Origin of the sequence: Noviluteimonas caseinilytica (assembly GCF_018406605.1) — a bacterium.
GTDB lineage: Bacteria > Pseudomonadota > Gammaproteobacteria > Xanthomonadales > Xanthomonadaceae > Noviluteimonas > Noviluteimonas caseinilytica.
In genome coordinates this window covers 24,397-43,122 of record NZ_AP024545.1, presented here as the reverse complement: position 1 = coordinate 43,122, position 18,726 = coordinate 24,397, and the positions used below count along the sequence as shown (strand labels likewise).

The window sequence follows — 18,726 nt, the reverse complement described above, 5'->3', positions numbered from 1 at the left end:
GCGATGGGTCAGTCCGCTGCACGCGTCGGAGACACCACGAGCCACGGCACGCCGCTGGGCCCGGGGCCGGGCAGCCTGACGGTGATGATCGGTGGCATGCCCGCGTGGCGCGCGCTGATGGATACGCACGTGTGCCCGCTGTTCGACGGGCCGAAGCCGCACGTGGGCGGCATGGTGCTGATGGGCAGCACGTCCGTGATGATCGGCGGCATGCCCGCCGCGCGGATGGGCGACAGCGTCGTGGAAGCGGGCGCGCCGAATTCCATCGTGCTCGGCGCACCGACGGTGATGATCGGATGAGCGAGCCGCGCGCCATGGACGAACAGAAAGCCTTCCTCGGGCGCGGCTGGGCGTGGCCGGTGCAGCTGGATCCGCGCACGGGCCTGGTGGCCAGCGTCGCGTACGAAGACGACATCCGGCAATCGATGCGGATCATCCTGGAAACCGCGCCGGGCGAACGCGTCATGCGGCCGAACTTCGGGTGCGGCATCCACGAACTCGTGTTCGAAGCGATGGACAGCACCACGATCCAGCGCATCCGCTCGACCGTGGAAGAGGCGTTGCGTCGCTGCGAAGCGCGCATCGACGTGCTGGCGGTGGAAGTCGATGAATCCGCGACGGCCGAAGGCAAGCTCCTCGTCGAGATCGAATACCGCGTGCGCAAGACCAACCAGGTCGGGAACCTCGTGTTCCCGTTCTACTTCCGCGAAGGGGGCCTGCCATGAAGCCGCCGGTCCCTCCGCGCCTGGAACCGCGCCGCACCCGCGACTTCGCCGTGGAATTGAACGCACGCGCGCAGGCGTGGATCCCCACATGGGCCATCGCGGACGACGAACCGGACTTCGGCCGTGCGCTGCTGCAGATCGGCGCGCGCTTCAACGCGGAAGTCGCCGAGCAACTCGATGGCGCCGGCGCGAAACTGCGCGACGGCTTGTTCGACTGGCTCGGCGTGCACGGCGAGGCCGCGCGTCCCGCGCGCGTGCCGGTGGCGTTCAAGCTCGGGGACAAGGCCAGCGAAGCCGTGCTGGCGCGTGCCGCATCGCGCTTGCAGGCGAGCGTCGAGGGCGCCTCCGTCGTGTTCGAAACGGAAACCGACGTGCAACTGGTGCCCGCGAAGCTGGAGCGCATCGTCGGCGTGGAGGCGGATCATTTCTATTTGCCGCCGCCGGGCCTGTCGTCGCTGGAGCCCGTGCAGCCGATGCCGGAACAATGGGCGTTGAAGAGTTTCGCCGCGCCGGCCGCGGACAAGCTGCAACTGGATCCCGATGAAGGCCTGCTGCCCGGGCTGGTGCTGCGCTCGGATGGCCAGCGCTTCCGCATCCAGCAAGCCGACAAGGGCCTGGCCACCATCGAGCCGCCGTTGCAAGACGGCCTGGCGCAGGGCGCGATCGTGCAGAAGGTCGCCAGCTTCTCGCCGTTCGATGGGCTGTGGAACGACGCGCAACTGCATGCGCTGTACTTCGGCAGCACGGATCTGTTCGACATCACCGCGGCGGCGACGCTCGACATCCTCGGCGCGCAAGGCCTGGTGGGCGTGGCATGGGAATACTGGGGCAAGCGCGCCGCGGCCGAAGATCCCGATGCGGTGGCGTGGCAGCCCTTGGCGAAGGCCGCCACGCAGCCCTACGCGACGGCATTGACGCTCGAGAAACCCGAAGGCGCCGTCGAACCGCGCGAAATCCTCCCGGGCATGGGCGCACGCTGGATCCGCGCGGTCGCGACGCAGGTCGACAAGGTGTTGCTGGGCGTCGACCAGCTCAGCGTGCGCATCAACTACACGCCCATCGCCGCCACGTGCCAGAGCGCCGCCGCGAAGCCTTCGGTCGGTTTCGAAGCGATGTCCAACACCACGCCTCTGGTCGTCGACAGCGCGTTCTATCCGCTGGGGCGCGCGCCGCGGCAGTTCGATGCGTTCTATGTCGGCAGCGCGGAGGCCTTCTCGAAGAAGGACGCGGACGTGCAACTGTGCGTCCAGCTGGCCGACCTGAGTTTTCGTGACTTCGCGTGCCTGCGCACCGGCCCCAAGGCCGATACGGTGCTGGCGGGCGTCACGCGCGACGGGGGATTGCAGCTCCTGGAATTCAGCGGGACGCCGCAACGCCTCTCGCGGTACCACGGTCGCCCCGCGCTGCATCCGCCATCGCCCGGATTGTTCGGTGCTCGGGTGGACGCTGCCCCCGTTGCGTTGCGCCAGGACGCAATCGCCGTCTGGAACCGCAGCACCGATGTCCTCGCCGCCGCGGCCGCCGACGATGCGGTCTGGGTGTGGCGCGAAAGCGACGACGTGCTGTTCGGCGCCCTGTTCAGCGGTTGGAAGAAGCTCCCCGACGTGCCCGTGGTGCCGCCGGCCGCGGGACCAACGCCCGGCGTCGACGGCCTCGTGTACGTCTCGCCGAACCTGGTCGCCTTGCGCGACAAGACGCTGTACCAGTGCAATCCGGATGACGCGACGCCGGCGTGGACCAAGCTCGTCGCGAGGATCGGTGGCGTCGATATCGAGTTCACGCGCATCGCCCCCATCGTGGTCGCGGGTGCGCTGCCGACCAACCCGCGGGCGGTGGGCGTCGCGATGGACCAGACGCTCTATGCGCTGGCGTTCGCAGGTACCACCGCGACCTGCACGGCACTGCGCACGGCAGTCGATGCGCGCGTCACGCCCGCGGCGATCCTGCGCAGCGACAACACGCTGGCCGCGGTGGCTGTCGGCCCGGGCCCGGGCGCCACGGAGCGACGCCTGCTCGGATTCCGTTCGAACCCGAACGCATTGACGACGCAGGCGCTCGTCGAAGCGTCCATCGGCGACGCCGACGTGTTGGGAAATGCGCTCGACGGCGGCATCGCGAATGCGCGGAGCGTCTTCGCAGCATGCCTCGGCGAGCCGGATGGCACGACGAAGCTTGCGCACTGGTCGCCGTTCGACGCGCCGTTCAATGCGGCGGCGCTGTCGGGCTTGTTGTTCGACGCGCCGATTCCGCCGGGCCTGGGGCCCGCTGCCGGCGCGCCGACGGTGTTGCCGGCGCACCTGGTCGTGCCGGCGTTGTCCAGCCAGGTCCTCGTGGCGGCCTTCGATCCGACGCAGTGCGTGCCGCGACAGGGCCCGCTGCGCACCGCGATCATCACCAAGCCCCTCGATCCGCTGCAGGCCGCCGACCGCGTGGCCTTCCCCATCACGAGCGCGCCGGGGTTCCAGGTCGCGACCGCCATGGCCACGTCGGTGCAAGGCGGGGAAGTGTTGTTCGAATACGACGTGCGCGCGGTCGCAGACCCGATCTTCGTCTATCCCCCGGCCGCGACCGCGGCGACGCCATCGGTCGTCGTGCCCACCAAGTTGGACACCGTGGTGATCGCCGCCGCGCACACGGTGACGTCCAACGCGACGCGGCTGCTCATCGCCACGCCAATTTCGACGCAGGTCTACCTCGTGAAGGGGTTCAACACGACGACGCGCGTGGCGACGCTGGATCGCAAGCTCGACGTGCCGACGACGCCCCCGGCCAGTGTCGACTACTGGATGCCGGTGCCCAGCCCGATCCCCGGCGACCGACGCGTCGTCCCGCTGCTGCACCTGGACCCCAACACCGATGGCGACTGGGACGCCGCGTTGCTCGATCGCATCCTGCTCGCGTTCCCCGGTGCCAATCCCGCGTGGCAGAAGGGCCACGCATTCCAGGCGGACGTCAACGGGCATCCCATCCTCGTGGACCTGGCAACATCGTGGACGATTCCGCCAGCGGTCTCGCTCGGCAAGGCGGATTTCGTCGTCGACGCCGCCGTGCAAGCCTGGATCGGCCAGCTCGCCGACACCACGTCCAACCCCGCGTTGTCGTGGGAATACTGGAATGGCACCGGCTGGTGGAACCTCAACGCCACCGACACCACGCAGCACCTCAAGCGTAGCGGCGCGATCACGTTCAAGGTGCCGGCCGACCTCAAGCCGACCGACTGGTCCGGCAAGACGAGCCACTGGATCCGCGCGCGCCTGATCGGCGGCGATTACGGGCAGGAAGAAGTCAAAGTGGTCAACACGCCGACGTCGGGCGGCGGATCGGAACAGACGATCGAACGCAATGCCGACAACATCCGCGCGCCCTACGTCGCGCAGCTGCACCTGTCGTACGCGATGAAGGACGGCGTGCTGCCGACCTACGTGCTGGCGCAGGACAGCGGCTCGATCCGCGACCAGAGCGATGCGAACCGCACGCCGAATGCGATCGTCGAAGCGTTCGTGCCCTTGCCGGTGTTGCTTGGGCGGATGTCGGGGCCGGCGGTGCACGCGGACGCCGACGACTGCGCGCCGCCCTGCCATTGCGACAACACGAAGGCGACCAGCGCCGCCGCCGCCGGCGCGCGCGTGGCCGGGCCGGTCGTCGAATCCGCGGGCCGTGCGTTGTTCCTCGGCTTCAAGGGTCCCGTCTCCGGCGGTCCCGTGCGCCTGTACCTGCGCGCGGTCGAACACGCAGGACAGGGCGCGCGCGATGCCTTGCACGTGGACGCGCTCGTGGCCGATCGCTTCGTGCCGCTGGTGGTCGAAGACGACACGCGCGGCCTGGGCGAGAGCGGCATGCTCACGCTGGTGTTCGACGCCGAGCCCACGCCGCGCGAGTTGTTCGGCACGACGCTGCGCTGGTTGCGCGTCACCGCGTCGAACGACGCAAGCGCGTGGGCGCCGATACTGCAGGGCGCATACCTCAACGCCGCATGGGCGAGCGCGACCGAAACGATGCGCTACGAACGCCTGGGCTCGTCCGAAGGCGCGCCGAACCTCACGCTCACGCTCGCGCGTCCGCCCGTGCTGCGCAACACGCTGGAGCTGCGCGTGCGCGAACCGCTCGGCGACGAGGAGCGCGCGACGTTGCTCGCCGACGATCCCGCGCGCGTCGTGCGCAACGTGCCCGACCTGCCGGGCGACTGGGTGCGGTGGGACCAAGTGTTCGATCCGGCGGACGAAGCACCGGACAAGCGCGCATACGCGCTGGACGAAGCGACGGGCGCGATCCTGTTCGGCGATGGCGAGCACGGGATGATCCCGCCGATCGGCCGCGATTCGATCGTCGCGTTCCGATACCAGCGCACCGAACCCGCGGCGGATGGCAGCGATCGCGTACCGGCGAACGCGGTGGCGGCGCGGACGAAACTCAACCTCGGTTCGCCGGTCGCGGGCGTGGAAGCGGTGTTCGCCGCCGACCAGGCCGCCGGTGGCGCGCCGCCGGAGGATGCACCGCGCATCCTCCGGTTCGGTGGCGCGCGCTTGCGCCATCGCAACCGGGCCGTGAGCGGCACCGACCTCGAAGACCTCGCGCTGCAAAGTTCGCCCGACATCGCGCAGGCGCGCGTGTTCACCGCGCGCAGCGGCGTGCGCCTGGTCGTGGCGATGCGCGGCGCGGACCCGACGCCGAACGCAGCGCAGCGACGCGAACTGGAACGCCTGCTGCTGGGCGTGTCGCCGGTGACGCTCGGTGCGTTGCGAATCGCAGGCCCGACGTTGCGCTCCCTCGGCGCGCAGCTGCAACTGCGCGTGCAGGACCTCGACGACGCCGGTGCCGTCGCACGTGACGTGCGCGCCCGCATCGCGGCGTGGTTCAACGTGGTCAGCGGTGGCGCCGATGGCCAGGGCTGGCCGCTCGGCCGCAGCCCGGACGCCACGGACCTCGCACTCGCCCTCGTCGATGTGCCGCGCCTGGCCAGCGTGGACGACGTGGTGCTGCACGAAATCGTCGACGGCGTCCTCGAACGTCCGTGGCCCAATTCGTTGCGCGGCTCCGACCTGGTGGTCCTGCGCGACGACGCCCTGCACCTGGGCTTCAGCACGGCCGAGGCGGCCGCATGAGCCGCCTGGTCAACGAACGCTTCGATCGCCGCTTCGCGGACCTGATGGCGATGGGCCGCGCGCAATTGCCCGCGCTCGCGCCGCAATGGACGGACCACAACGCGCACGATCCGGGCATCACCTTGATGGAATTGCTCGCGTGGGTGGCCGAAGCGCAGCTCTACGCGGTGGGTCACACGCGGCGCGACGAGCGCGCGGCGTATGCGGCATTGCTGTCGCTCGTGCCGGGCGGCACGCAACCCGCGCGCGGCCTGCTGTGGCCCGATGCGCAGGATCCGCGCTCGCCGGCAGCGACGTTCGCGCAATCCGTCGTGATTCCCGCCGATGCGGTGATCCATGTCGTGAACGCGGACGCGCCGGCGTTCCATCCCGATGGCAAGGTGTTGTGGATCCCGGGCGACGTCCAATCGATCACCACGCGCCTGGCCGAGGGCCGCGTGCTCGACCACACGCGCGTGAACGCGCGCGAAGGCCCGGCGTTCCAGCCGTTCGGCGAACGCGCGCGTCCGCGCGACGTGCTCGCGATCGACTTCGAATGCCGGGGCGACGGCGGCGTGTTCCCGCCGAAGCGCGACGATGCGCAAGGGGCGTACTGGACGCTCGGCGTGCGCGCCTCTACGCCGTTGGTGGCCGGTGACACGCGCAATGCCCCGCTCGCTGCCACGCTGGTGACCGACACGGGCCGTTATCCCATCGCCATCGTGTCCGACACCACCGACGGATTGCTGCGCACCGGCGCGCTGACGCTCGACCTCTCGGCGGTGCCCGCATCGCCGAAGCGGTTCACGCTCGAACTCGTCGCACCGCGCGGCCTGGCACGCGCACCGCGCGTATTGCGGATCGCGCCGAACGTCCTGCCGATCGTGCAGGGCCGGGAGATCGCACGCGAAGTGCACACGGTGAATGCGACGACGGACTGGCGTTTCCAGCTCGACGTGCCCGGGTTGCGGTTCAACTCCGGGGACGCACTGGTGCGGATCGATGTGGTCGAACCCAGCGGCCAATCCACCTGGCAACGCTGCGACGACCTCGCGACGCAAGGGCCCGCCGACAAGGTGTACGCCCTCGACCTCGCCGCCGACCGGATCACCTTCGGCAACGGCGTCAACGGGCGCGCGCCGCCGGAACAGGCGCAGGTGCTCGCGTGGTATTCGGTGAGCGACGGCGCGCAAGGCAGCGTGGCGCGCAACCGCAAATGGCACGTGCAGGGATTCGGCGAGGTGTTCGGCGTGAACCCGGATGCCGTCGCCGGCGGTGCAGGGCCGGACGACTGGCGCGCGCAGCGCCGCGAATCCCGCCGTCGCGCGCGCGAGGACCACGCGCTGGTCAGCGCCGACGACATCCTCGGCGCCGCGTTGAAGCTGCCATTGCTCGACGTCGCGCGCGCCTGGATCGTGCCGCCGAACGCCACCGGTCCGCGCACCGGCACCGTCACCCTCGTTGCGATGCGCGGGTTGCGCGCCGGCGAAGAGGCAGCACGCCTGCCGGAATCGCGTCGTTGGCTCGACGCAATCCGTCGCCGCCTGCTGGCGCGCATGCCGCTGGGCACGCGCCTGATGGTGGTCGGCCCGCGCTATGCCACGTTCGTCGTGCAGGCAACGCTCGAAGCCGACGCGGGGCGCAATGTCGACGACCTCCAGCGCAACGTGATGGAGATCCTGCGCAAGCGGTTGGCGACGACGGGACCGTCGGCGCGGCCACCCGGCGTGCCGGTTTCGCGCAGCGACATCGCGGGCTGGATGCGCGCGGTCGATGGCGTCGCGCGTGTCGTCGCGCTGCAGTTGGTGCGCGACCCGGGTGGGAACGTCGCCAGCGTCGCCGTCGCGCGCGACGGCCTGCCGCGACTCGACGCAGCGAACAGCACGATCGACGTGCGACGGCCCGGGCAGGGAGGTGCGCCATGAGCGCCGACCCGCAGCGCGGTTATCGCTTCGCGAATGCAGCCCAGTGGGGCGCGTGCCTGTTCGCGGGCATCGATGCCGGTGCGCTGGCCGCGTTGGATACGGTGCAACCTTTCGCACCGTTCGCCACGACCGCGCAGCGCTTCCCGACCCAGGGCGCGGCGGCCCTCGCCGTTGCAGCGACGGGCGAAACGTTCTGGCACGACGCCGCGACCGACACGCTGTATCGCCTGGCACCGGGCGACGACACCCCCGAACTGCTGCGCGCGCCCGCCGCGATCGTGCGTGCGACGCGACTGCTCGCCACGCACTGGGGCTTGTGGTCGTTCGGCGACGGCGCGGTGCAACGCTTCGAAACCGACACGCTCACGCGACTTGCGATCCTCGACCTCGACGGCTGGCGCGCCGTCGACATCGCCGAAGCCTGCAACGGCCTCTACATCCTCGCCGAGCACGACGGCCACTGGCATGCCCTCCATGTCGATTGCGCGGGGCGCATCCAGCAAACGGTCGCGTTCACCGACGTCACGCACGCGCAGGCGTTCGTCTACCTGCGCACGCGCAAGCGCTTCGTCCTCCTCACGGACGACGGCGATCCGCAGCTGCGCTGGTATGCCGAGGCCGGCGGAAACGCGCTGGTCCGGAAATCTGTCGCCGGCCTGGGCCATTGCTTCCGCGCCACCGCGCTCGGCAGCGACGGCCGCGATCGCGCGTGCGTCGCGGGCGTCGATCGGGAAGGCGCGGCCCATGTCTTCACGTTCGATGGCGACGGCAACGCGCTCGGCGACGTGCAGCTCGACGCGCGTGACGCACCGGCGACGGGCGTCGCGGCGTCCCGCGACGCGTTGCATGTCACCGGCCCGCGCGGCCTCCTGCGTTTCGCCGCCGTGCCATCCGTGCCCGACGACGCATCCGAAATCCAGGGCCAGCTCATCACCCCGATGCTGCATTCGCCCGACCGCGAAGACGGCCGCCGCTGGTTGCGCATCGAAGCCACCGCGACGCTCCCGCGCGGCGCGACCCTCGAACTGGCGTACGCCTCCACCAGCGACCCCGCGATCCGCGACCGCATGGTGAAGCTCGCCGCCGACCCGACGCTGACCGCCACCCAGCGCACGCAACGCCTCCTCGCCGAGCTTGGCCTCTGGCATGCGCCGGTCGCCTTCCATGGCGAAGGCAACGACACCGCGCGTTTCGCCGCGCCGCTGTTCACGCTGCGCGATCCGTATCTGTGGGTGCACCTGCGCCTGATCGCCGCACCCGGCGCGCCATCGCTTCCCGCGCTGCAGGCGCTGTCGGTGCTGTACCCCGGCCACACGCTGATGGAGTACCTGCCGTCGATCTACCAGCGCGAGGAAGCCAACCCGGACAGCTTCCTGCGCGCCCTCGTCGGCGTGTTCGAAACCACCACGCAGGGCCTCGACGAACGCATCGCCGCGCTCGGCAGCCACGTGCATCCGAAGACCGCGTCGCCGGAATGGCTCGACGCCATCGCGCGCTGGCTCGGCTTGCCCTGGGACGACACGCTGGCGCTCGCGCAGAAGCGCTGCATCGTCGCGCACGCGCATGCGCTCGCGACGACCCGCGGCACGCGCAGCGGCCTGCAGACCTTCCTCGCCTGCCTGATGCCGGAAACGCCACGACGTTTCCGCATCGTCGACGGCATCGCGGACTTCGGTTTCGCGACCGTGGGCGGCGCCGGATGCACCGGGAGCGCCTTGCCCGCGATGCTCGGCGGCCGCCCGCGCTGGCACACCGAACTCGACGCAGGTGCGCGCCTTGGCCGCATGCGCCTGCCGTGCGCAGGCGACAACGACGATCCCTGGCAACTCGCCGCGGGCGTGCGCATCGACATCGCCGCCACCGCGGCCGAGCGTCGCGCATGGTCGCCGTGGTTGCCCGATGCGATCACCGCACTCGTCCCGTTCACCACCCGCGCGCGCGTGCGCTGGATCGACGCGCGCGCACTGCAGGGCCAGCGACTCGACGGCGCGCTGGTGCTGGAAGGCGACCCCACGCCGCACCTCGGCGACGACGCCATCACCGGCGTGGCCCGGTTGCCCGCACGCGGAACGCGCCTGGGCGCGACCGGTGCGGACATCGGCACGCGCCTGCTCTGAAGGAATGCCAGGAGGAATCGCCATGCAACACAAGGCAGACGCACATCGGGAATGCTGCAGCGACGCAGGCTGCGACTCCGGCCTGCGCAACAACTACTTCGAGGGCAAGCGGCTCACCGCCGATGCCTTCCGCGTCGAACAGGATTACCTGATCGACCGTCGTCGCCTGCTCAACCGCGCGATCCACGGCTGGGGCGTGGTGTACGGCTTCAAGATGGCGATGGCGCCGCCGGACGAAAGAGGCGTCGGCGGCCGCTTCCAGCTGGGCGCCGGCCTCGCGCTGGATGCCTGCGGTCGCGAACTGGTGCGCGTGCGCGGCGCGCCCGTGGGCCTGCGCGAGGTCGTGCTGATCGACGACAAGGGCCGGCGCCTGTCGCGCGAGGACGCGGGCCTGGGCGATGCGGACGCGCGTAATCCATCGCGCATCGATCCGACGCGCGAATGCTGGCTGCTCAGCGTGCACTACGCCGAACAGGCGATGGACCCGGTGCCGGTCACCGACCCGTGCAGCTGCGAACGCAACGAATGGGACCACGTGTGCGAGACCGTGCGCTTCTCGTTGCAGCGCGTGAACTGCCGCACCTGCTGCGACCAGCACGACTGCACGCTGGACTGCGAATGCGGCACCGGCCCGTGCTGCGACGAACACCGCACGGGCAAGGATCCGATCGAGCAGGGCGCCGTCGTCGCGCAGCGCCTGCGCAAGCACCCCGTGCAACGCGGTGGCTGCCGCTGCCTGTGCGAACACCTCACCGGCCTGCGCTTCCACGACGACTGCGATTGCCTGACGGAGATCGAGGAACCCTGCGCCCGCGTGCGCGTGGACCTGCGCCATGGCGTGCCGCTGGCCTGCGTGGTGCTGCGCCACGACGCCGAATGCGACTGCTGGGGCTTCGACGACACCTTCGAAGCCTGCGGCCCGCGCCGCCTCGTGAAGCGCAACGACCTGCTGTTCGACCTGATCCGCGGCTGCGACCTCACGCGCATCAGCGCGATCGGCTGGAAGCCGTGGCACCGGCTGGACACGCTGGTGCCGTACAAGGACTTCCAGGCATCGTTCGGCGACGAGGATCCCGCCGACAACACGCGCAACCTCACGCGCGACTACTGGGTGGAGTTCTCGCGCCCCGTGCGCGCGGACACGGTGCGCCCCGACTGCTTCTCCATGACGATCACCATCGCCGAGGACGAGGCCGGCTGGTACGAATCGCGCCGCGTCCCGATCATCGACGTCATCAAGAGCGGCGGCCCGGATCCGCAGCACATCACGCGCGCCACGCTGGTGGTCGAAGCCGGCTGGGCCACCGACGCGGTGACGGTGAAGAAACACAAGATCTTCAACAAGGACGAAGCCCTGGTGGAGATCGCGGTGTTCGGCGACTACATCGTCGACTGCAACGGGCAGACCGTGGACGCCAATGCCGTCGGCCTCTCGCCGGCCCCGACCGGGAACGGCACCCCGGGCGGCACCTTCCATTCGAACTTCCGCGTCGCGCAGAGCGACGCCTAAGGAGTTGCGCCATGACCAACACTCCCAAGCCCCTGGCGATCCACAAGGCCATGTCGACGCTCGTCTGGCCGAAGTTCGGACCCGGCATGCTGCTCGAGCACGGCGACCTGGAATTGCTGCCCGCGTACACGCGCGAAATCAACCGCCTGATGTTCCGCAGCCTGTTCGGATGCGGCGTCGTGTGCGGATTGAAGGTCGACGTGGCCGTGCACTGCGGCAAGCCGCGCATCACCGTGGAATGCGGCCTGGCCATCGACTGCGAAGGCGACCCGGTGTACGTGCCGAAGACGCAGGTGTTCGACCTGGACGGCGAATGCGACACGAAGTTCGAATTCCCGCTGTGGGTCGTGCTGTGCGGCACCAGCAAGTGCTGCGCACCGCGCACCGCCGCCTGCAGTTGCGACGACGACGAAACGCCGGCCGTCTGCACGCGCGAACGCGACGCCTTCGAGATCCGCGTGCTGGATGCCGCGCTCGGCTGCGGCTGCCAGGACTCGCCGACGACCGGCATCTGGGATACGCCGTGCAAGTGCGCCGACCCGTCGATGCTCTGTCATCAGAACCACTACAACGGCGTGTGCGGCTGCAAGGACGGCGATTGCGACTGCTGCGACTGCGATTGCGTCGTGCTGGCGCGCATCGACGAAACCAACGATGCGGAAAAACCATGGGAGGCCGACCACAGCGTGCGGCGTTTCATCCGCCCCGTGCTGATGCGCGATCCCCTGGTGGCGCCGCCGCAGGCGCAGGCCGTCGGGACGCTGACCAACACGATGGTGGCGAAGAAGGTCGTGCGTCCGCGCGGGACGATCGCGACCATCACGCCGCCGAATACCTGACGCGCGCGTTGCAGGCACGCCATGGGGCCGGAGCGTAGTGCGTCGCGGAAGCCGGCCGTGGCGGAACGGCGGCCGGGGGTGGTGCGTGCGCCTGCGATCGCGTCGGAACGCGCAACGCCGATGGGCGCGGCGTTGCAGCAGAAGTTGGGAAACCAGGGCGCGCAGGCATTTGCGACTCAGATGATGTCCCGCGCCAGCGGACCCGCCAGCGTGTTCGGCGATGGGGCCGCGTTGGGCGAATTCGCCGTCAGCCACCCCGATGACGCGCACGAACAGGAAGCGGAGCGCGTCGCCGACCACGTGATGCGATCGGCCGAACCGGGGAACGTCTCGCGCAATGCCCCGTCGCCTGCGGTCCATCGTGTCTGCGCCGAATGCGAAGAGGAGATGGCGGGCGAGCAGATCGACCGCGCGACGGCATCCGGTGGTGCCTCCGAAGCACCGGTGCCGGTCGCAGCGAACATCCACGACATGCAAGGCGGCGGTTCACCGCTGCCGCCCGCCACGCGCGCGTTCTTCGAGCCGCGCTTCGGCGCCGACTTCAGCCACGTGCGCGTGCACACCGGCGGCCGCGCGGACGCCACCGCCAGGGCGGTGAGCGCGAAGGCCTTCACCGTGGGGTCGGACATCGTTTTCGCGGGCGGGCAGTTCGCACCGGAATCGCAGGAAGGACAGCACCTGCTGGCGCACGAGCTGACGCACGTGGTGCAGCAGGATGGGGGCGCCAGTCGCGTCAGCCGGAAGGCGGCGACGGCCAGGCCCAGCATCGCAACGCACGCGGTCACGCCCACGATCCAGCGTTTCGACCTGCCGTTCGGCTACGAAACGGACTTCTCGTGGGAGGGCGTCAAGACCGCGGCCGGCGTGGTGCGCGACAAGGCCGAGGACGCGATCAACTGGGTCGTCGAACAGATCACCGAACTCGCGCACGAGGCGATGGCGTGGCTGGGCGACCAGTGGGACAAGCTCGAGGGCTTGATGAACGCCGCCTTCGAAGCGGCGAAGGACGCCTTCGGCAACATCACCGCGTTCTTCCTCAGTCCGCTGAAGTTGGTGGCGGATGCCTTCATGAAGCTCGATCCGGCGGCGCTGTCCCGCACGTGGGCCGCGTTCTCCGGCGTCGTCAAGCGGGTGGGCGAGGGATTCAAGACTTTGGCGGCCGGCCTCTTGCGGCCGTTCGAGTTCACGTGGGGGATCATCAACCGTTACGCGACCTGGGTTCTCGACAAGTTGTCCGGACTGCTCGGCAACTTCCTCTTCCGGAAGTTGCCCGATTTCGTGCAGCGAGGTGCGCGCGCGCTTGTCGATGCGCTCAAGGCGCTGTGGAAGAAGATCCACGACGGGTGGACGGCGCTCTTCGGCCAGATCAAGGCGTGGGTCAACACGGCGATCGACGCCATCGTCGGCTTCATGCAGAAGGTCTTGAACTTCGCGATCGACGTCGTGATCGCAACGCTCGTCAAGATTGGCCAGATGGTGGCGTTCCTCACGGATTTCTTCGCGGATCCGATGAAGTACATCGCGATCCTTGCCAAGCGTTGCGTGCAGGCGCTCGAAGGGGTGGAAAACCGGTTTGCCGGTGTGGTCAGCCAATACTTCGGCAGCGGCACGGACCCTGCGGCCGCCGCACCCGCCGGGGCGCCACCAGTGAAGATCCATCGCACGCCGGATGCGAACGCCCCGGAGGCACGCACCGCGGCAGACTGGGGCGAGATCGGCACCGGCATCCTGGGTGCGATGGGTGACAAGTGGGAGGCCTTCAAGGCCAGCCCGATGACCGTGGTGGTCGGGTTGCTGAGGGACCTCTTCGTGCCAGTGATCGGCGATATCGAAGACCTCATCAAGTTGTACTACGACATCAAGAAGGTCGTGCTGGGGTTGAATTTCGATTCGCTGCATGACCTCTGGACCAGCATCCTGCAGATCCTCGACATCCCGATTCTTCTCTGGAACACCGGGGTCAGCATCCTGATGCGGACGCTGATGCTGCCACTGCTCGTCGCTTCATTCATCCCCGTGGCGCACGAAGCCGCATTGGCGATCGGGTACGAGTTGCTGCTCGCGTTCCTCGGCGGCGTAGGCGCAAACCTGGCCCAGAAGTTGCTGTTGCTGAACACCGGTGCGACGGTCAAGAGCCAGAAGAAGGATGCCTACAACAGCATCGCCGACAACCTGATCGCGGTTGCGATCACGGCAGTGATCGCGCTGCTGATGATCCTGCTGCCGGCGCTCTACGGCGTGATGAAGGGCATCTTCAACTTCGTCAAGGGGAAAGTGTTCCCCATCAAGGCGCCGCCGATCGAAGCAAAAGCGCCGCCGTTGCCCGAAAGCAAACCGGCGCCGCCCGAACAGAAGCCGCCGCCGGGCAAGGACGAACCTGCGCCGGCACCCGAGCCGGACCTGGGCTTCGAAAACGGGAAGCGCGTAGTCGCCGAAGAGCCGACCGCGGATGGGAAGCACAAGATCAAGGTCACCGAAGACGGTGTGTGCCTGCGTTGCTCGGATTGCGGAACGCTGGTCAAGGATTACGCAATCGAATTGAACGATCCGAAGAACGCCGCCTTGCTGGCGGAACTGGAGGCCGCCGAGACCACCGCCAATCCGAAGCTGAAGGCCTGGAAGATGGCCAAGATCGAAGAAAAGCTGGCCGACATCCGGAAGAACAACCCACATCCAAACGATCCGATCGTGTCGCGAAAGGCGCGGATCGACATCCTCGGCAAGGATCCGGCGCAGGGCGGAAAGGTCACGCCCAGCACGCTCCGCGAAGCCGAAGTCGCCGTCTCGCTGGAAGAAGCCGGCCAGGTCAAGGGTCCGGTCCGACGCGATCCAACGGGCGGCGCCGATTTCATCGATGGAGATGGCAAGCCTTGGGACGTGAAAGGATTCGACTCGGGGCATAGCCCAGCGCAAGGCGGATTCGACCTTGCAACGGACGCTGCCAAGGTCGACAAGTCGCTCTCGCTCGGCGAGGACGTAATGATGGACACCGGCAAGATGACGGCAGCGGACACTGCAGCGCTGAAAGCGGAAGGGGTCAAGCGCGGGTGGGGCGACCGGGTAAAGTTCTTCCCCTGAGAGGAAATTCGAGCGATGCCTTCAATTCCCGAAAGTGAACTGATCGCCAGGATTGCACTGCATGCGCAGTGGTTGGCGAGCCTTGGCGCATCCGGCACGCAGCTTGTCCTGCACGACGCCGACCTGTCCTCGGTGGAACTCCCGGGCGTCGACCTCACCGATGCAACGCTTGCCTCGGTCTGTTTCGACCGGGCCAACCTGCGTGGCGCCACTTTTGGCGGTGCAAATCTTGCATCGTCCTCGTTCGTGGATGCCGATCTGGCGGGTGCCGATTTCACCAAGGCGAATCTTGACCACGCAGTCTTCCGCAACGCCTCCATGCTGGAGCTTCGCGGATTTCGAACCAGTTTTCGCCAGGCGGATTTCCGCGGCGCCGACTTGTCGGGCGCGAACTTGTTCCGCGCGTACCTGAGGGAGGCACGGCTGGAAGGCGCGACGCTGCGCAACGTCAACCTGACCCAGGCGGAGCTGAGTGGCGCCTGGATCGAAGGCGCGGATTTCCGCGGCGCGGAGGCGGCGGACACGGTCTTTGTCGAGCGCCTGCACGACAGCGCCGCGTCGGTCATCGAAGGCGAAATGGCGCTGCAGTGCCTTGTCGCGGCGGCTGCCGACGGATGAGGGTGCAGCATGGCCCGGAAGCGCAAGTTCGAAAGCAGCGTGGATCGCGGACCCATCCACGCCGTGGTGGCGCGCAGGCCCATCGTGTCGGTGAAAGCGGGCGGTGAATTCCGGCAGCGCATGGGGAATATCGGGCTGCAGCGCTTGATCGAGGATCGGCTCGCATCACCGCGCGCGCCGTTGCTTCTGTACCGGCAACCCGATCCCAAATCACCGTTGCCGCCGGGTCCCGCACCTGGTGTCCCTGCGAATGCACCCCCCGACCCCGTCGACGACCTGATCGACGCGATCGGCGCCGCCGTCGAAACGCCGCTTTCCGAGATCCCGTTGACCTCCACGGTGAATCCCAAGTTGACGCTCACCCCGGAACTCGTCCTCAAGCAGCAATGGCCCGCGATCCGCAAATGGATCATCGCCTTGGGCACGAAGGGCGCGCCGCGCGTGCCGTCGGGGTTCGCCGCACTCGACACGCCCGGCATCACCGACCCGCTGCGCGCATTGCCCAAGGCCGATCGCATCCGCGTCGCCGACGGCGTGCTCGATCGCTTGATCCTCGGCGTCGGAACCGAAGCCCCGCAAACCTATCGCGACGAGTTCGCGCGCCTGACCACGAAAGCGAAGGGCGCGATGGAACCGGACGCGGATCCGCTCGTCGGATACGTCGCGATGCGCGACGGGCTGAAGGCGACGTTCGGCAGCATCGATGCGATGAATGCCTTCTTCGCGACGCTGGAACCCGCAGAATTTCCGCCGGCGTCGGGCACGACGAAGGTGTTCGGCCGCCAGAGCCTCGTGCACCCGGAGCTGAAGAAGGCGCTCAAGAAAGCCACCGATCTCCTCCAGTCCAGCAAGGTGCCCGCCGGTACTTTCGACCGCGTGATCGCCAGCATGGCCGACATCACCACGCTGGCCGGCAAGGTGCACCACCGCGGCTCGTGGGCCATCAGCATCCGCGAAAACCGCAACAACCCGAGCGAGATCGGCAACCACTCCTTCGGCTTCGCAATCGACATCGACGCCAACGCGAATCCCAACCTGCCGAAGTTCCGCTGGGACATCGTGAAGCAACTGACGGGGTTCGATGTCTACGGGCCGGACATGGCGGGCGCGAAGGCGGGGCAGCCGTTCGCCACCGCGCTGCCGGCGGCGAAGCACTTTCGCGAGGCGAGCGACAAGTTCCGCAGCATGTTCGACTCGCCGGCGCATTTCGAAGCGGCGCTGGCGGCGGAGGCGGCGAAGCACCAGATCCCGATTCCGGCCGCGGCGTTGGCCAAGGCCGTGGCGGCGGCCGCGCAACGCGGCAAGCCGGGCGCCGAGGGGCTGGCGGCTTTGAAGCGGACGCTGCGCGACGCAATGGACAAGGAGGAAGCACGCGTCGCCGTGCCCGACAGCAGCGGCGGCGAGGGCAGTTACAGCGCGCACGACGATCCACGCGTCCTCGACACGCTGGTGGCCGCGCTGCAGCCGAAGATCAAGAACCGCGCGGACCTCACCCGGCTCATGCCCTTCATCCTCGCGCAGGTGATCGATCCGCGCGACACGCCGGCGTTCCCGAAGACGGCCGAACTCGCGATCCTGTTCGACCGCAAGGTCATCGCCGAGCTCAAGCGCATCCGCGAGGACGTGCGTCGCTACGAAATGCCGATCAACCTGCGATTTCGGCTGGCACCCCGCGCAAAGGAATCCGAGGTCGCAACGCTCGCGGCCTCGCTCGTCGAACTGCACGGCATCTTCGCCGGCACGCGCGACAAGGCCGGGCAACCGATCGGGCAGGGCACGAGCCTGTCGGCCGTCGCCGTGCACGGTTTCATGAACATGGAGCCGGAACTGGTGGCCGCGCTGACGTCGAGCGAAGGCGGCAACCTGGTGTGGCTGGGGACGACCACCGGCACGAAGGACTGGATGCATTTCCAGCTGAAATCACCGCCGAAGATCACGCCGCAGGGGACGTGGCCCTAGTGGTTGGCTTGCGTGGGCGACGCAATCCACGGCGCTTCCCGCGCCCGATACATCGCCTGCGTCCTGCGCGACAACGCCAGCTTCTCCAGGATGTGGTGCACGTGGTGCTTCACGGTCGACACGCTCAGGCTCAGCTCCCGCGCGATCTCCTTGTTCGACAGCCCGCGCTCGATCAAATGCATCACTTCGCATTCGCGGCGACTCAACGGCTGGCCCGGGGCGGGGCCCGTCGCCGGCTGTTCCATGCGGAACAACGCGCGCAGCAATTCGCACGAGATCTCGGCGGAGCAGGCGAGGCGGCCATGCACGACGTCCGACAGGGCTTCGCACAAACCATCGATCGATGCATCGCGCGGCACGTAGCCGGTGAAGCCGGCGTGCCCGCAGCGGATGACGTTCTGGCGTTGTTCGTCCAGGCCCAGGGCGACCAGCAACACGTCGGGATACGCCTGCGCGATGGCGCGCACGTCCGACAGGTCGATGCCCTGGGTGACGTCGATCAGGACCAGGTCGACCTCGGTGTTCGCGAGCGCCCCGTGCAGGTCCGCGAAGGCGTTGACCACCGCGCGCACGACCATGCCGGGGCGGTTGGCAAGCGAGGCTGCCAATCCATCACCGAGCAATCGCACCGGGGTGAACACGATCAGGTGCATGGCCTCGCCTTGCACGCGGCGCGCAAGCTGCGCTTCCATGGCAACGCGCGCATGCCATTTCGACGGTCACCGCCTGCACGAATGGCGTGGTGAGCATCGCTTCCCGGTGGGTCCGCGCGCCCCCCATCCGGGGCATGCGGTGCCCGGGGGCAGCGCGCACGGACCAGTTGCCGCAAGAATCGCTGCCCCGGTAGCGGCACGGCGATGAATGCGGGAAATCC

At 68.7% G+C, this 18,726-nt stretch carries 11 protein-coding genes; 10 read left to right on the top strand and 1 reads right to left on the bottom strand.

Annotated features, from left to right (window positions below; all coding sequences use genetic code 11):
* The first annotated feature begins 3 nt into the window (after positions 1-3).
* From LYSCAS_RS00205 to LYSCAS_RS00160, 10 genes are all read left to right on the top strand, one after another.
* Positions 4-300 carry a PAAR domain-containing protein gene (locus tag LYSCAS_RS00205; RefSeq protein WP_213435054.1) on the top strand — a complete coding sequence of 99 codons (297 nt, stop codon included), beginning with the start codon at positions 4-6 and terminating at the stop codon, positions 298-300.
* Positions 297-725 (top strand): GPW/gp25 family protein, encoded by a 429-nt coding sequence (locus LYSCAS_RS00200; RefSeq protein ID WP_213435053.1) that lies wholly within the window; start codon positions 297-299, stop codon positions 723-725. The genes LYSCAS_RS00205 and LYSCAS_RS00200 overlap by 4 nt, the downstream gene beginning before the upstream one ends.
* A complete protein-coding gene (locus LYSCAS_RS00195; RefSeq protein ID WP_213435052.1) occupies positions 722-5,827 on the top strand; it encodes a baseplate J/gp47 family protein in 5,106 nt (1,701 codons plus the stop codon). The genes LYSCAS_RS00200 and LYSCAS_RS00195 overlap by 4 nt, the downstream gene beginning before the upstream one ends.
* Positions 5,824-7,731 carry a putative baseplate assembly protein gene (locus LYSCAS_RS00190; RefSeq protein WP_213435051.1) on the top strand — a complete coding sequence of 636 codons (1,908 nt, stop codon included), beginning with the start codon at positions 5,824-5,826 and terminating at the stop codon, positions 7,729-7,731. The genes LYSCAS_RS00195 and LYSCAS_RS00190 overlap by 4 nt, the downstream gene beginning before the upstream one ends.
* Positions 7,728-9,848 carry a phage tail protein gene (locus LYSCAS_RS00185; RefSeq protein ID WP_213435050.1) on the top strand — a complete coding sequence of 707 codons (2,121 nt, stop codon included), beginning with the start codon at positions 7,728-7,730 and terminating at the stop codon, positions 9,846-9,848. The genes LYSCAS_RS00190 and LYSCAS_RS00185 overlap by 4 nt, the downstream gene beginning before the upstream one ends.
* Before the next feature lie 22 nt (positions 9,849-9,870).
* Entirely contained in the window at positions 9,871-11,358 is a 1,488-nt protein-coding gene (locus LYSCAS_RS00180; RefSeq protein ID WP_213435049.1) for a hypothetical protein, read from the top strand.
* 11 nt (positions 11,359-11,369) lie between these two features.
* Positions 11,370-12,197 carry a hypothetical protein gene (locus tag LYSCAS_RS00175; protein WP_213435048.1) on the top strand — a complete coding sequence of 276 codons (828 nt, stop codon included), beginning with the start codon at positions 11,370-11,372 and terminating at the stop codon, positions 12,195-12,197.
* A gap of 180 nt (positions 12,198-12,377) precedes the next feature.
* Positions 12,378-15,275: an eCIS core domain-containing protein gene (locus tag LYSCAS_RS00170; protein ID WP_213435047.1), complete on the top strand. Its 2,898-nt coding sequence runs from the start codon at positions 12,378-12,380 to the stop codon at positions 15,273-15,275.
* 15 nt (positions 15,276-15,290) lie between these two features.
* Entirely contained in the window at positions 15,291-15,893 is a 603-nt protein-coding gene (locus LYSCAS_RS00165) for a pentapeptide repeat-containing protein (RefSeq protein ID WP_213435046.1), read from the top strand.
* A 9-nt stretch (positions 15,894-15,902) separates the two neighbouring features.
* Positions 15,903-17,852: a hypothetical protein gene (locus LYSCAS_RS00160; protein WP_213435045.1), complete on the top strand. Its 1,950-nt coding sequence runs from the start codon at positions 15,903-15,905 to the stop codon at positions 17,850-17,852.
* On the opposite strand, the gene LYSCAS_RS00155 is transcribed toward LYSCAS_RS00160, so the two are convergent.
* Complete coding sequence (locus tag LYSCAS_RS00155) at positions 17,849-18,544, bottom strand: response regulator transcription factor (RefSeq protein ID WP_213435044.1); 696 nt, start codon at positions 18,542-18,544, stop codon at positions 17,849-17,851. The two genes, LYSCAS_RS00160 and LYSCAS_RS00155, sit on opposite strands and share 4 nt — an antisense overlap.
* Between the last annotated feature and the right edge of the window lie 182 nt (positions 18,545-18,726).

What these genes read in the sequence shown, in the direction of transcription:
- LYSCAS_RS00165 (WP_213435046.1), top strand. Translation starts at nt 15,291, where the DNA reads ATGCCTTCAATTCCCGAAAGTGAACTGATCGCCAGGATTGCACTGCAT.
- LYSCAS_RS00155 (WP_213435044.1), bottom strand. Translation starts at nt 18,544, where the DNA reads ATGGAAGCGCAGCTTGCGCGCCGCGTGCAAGGCGAGGCCATGCACCTG.
- LYSCAS_RS00205 (WP_213435054.1), top strand. Translation starts at nt 4, where the DNA reads ATGGGTCAGTCCGCTGCACGCGTCGGAGACACCACGAGCCACGGCACG.
- LYSCAS_RS00200 (WP_213435053.1), top strand. Translation starts at nt 297, where the DNA reads ATGAGCGAGCCGCGCGCCATGGACGAACAGAAAGCCTTCCTCGGGCGC.
- LYSCAS_RS00170 (WP_213435047.1), top strand. Translation starts at nt 12,378, where the DNA reads ATGATGTCCCGCGCCAGCGGACCCGCCAGCGTGTTCGGCGATGGGGCC.
- LYSCAS_RS00160 (WP_213435045.1), top strand. Translation starts at nt 15,903, where the DNA reads ATGGCCCGGAAGCGCAAGTTCGAAAGCAGCGTGGATCGCGGACCCATC.
- LYSCAS_RS00175 (WP_213435048.1), top strand. Translation starts at nt 11,370, where the DNA reads ATGACCAACACTCCCAAGCCCCTGGCGATCCACAAGGCCATGTCGACG.
- LYSCAS_RS00195 (WP_213435052.1), top strand. Translation starts at nt 722, where the DNA reads ATGAAGCCGCCGGTCCCTCCGCGCCTGGAACCGCGCCGCACCCGCGAC.
- LYSCAS_RS00190 (WP_213435051.1), top strand. Translation starts at nt 5,824, where the DNA reads ATGAGCCGCCTGGTCAACGAACGCTTCGATCGCCGCTTCGCGGACCTG.
- LYSCAS_RS00180 (WP_213435049.1), top strand. Translation starts at nt 9,871, where the DNA reads ATGCAACACAAGGCAGACGCACATCGGGAATGCTGCAGCGACGCAGGC.
- LYSCAS_RS00185 (WP_213435050.1), top strand. Translation starts at nt 7,728, where the DNA reads ATGAGCGCCGACCCGCAGCGCGGTTATCGCTTCGCGAATGCAGCCCAG.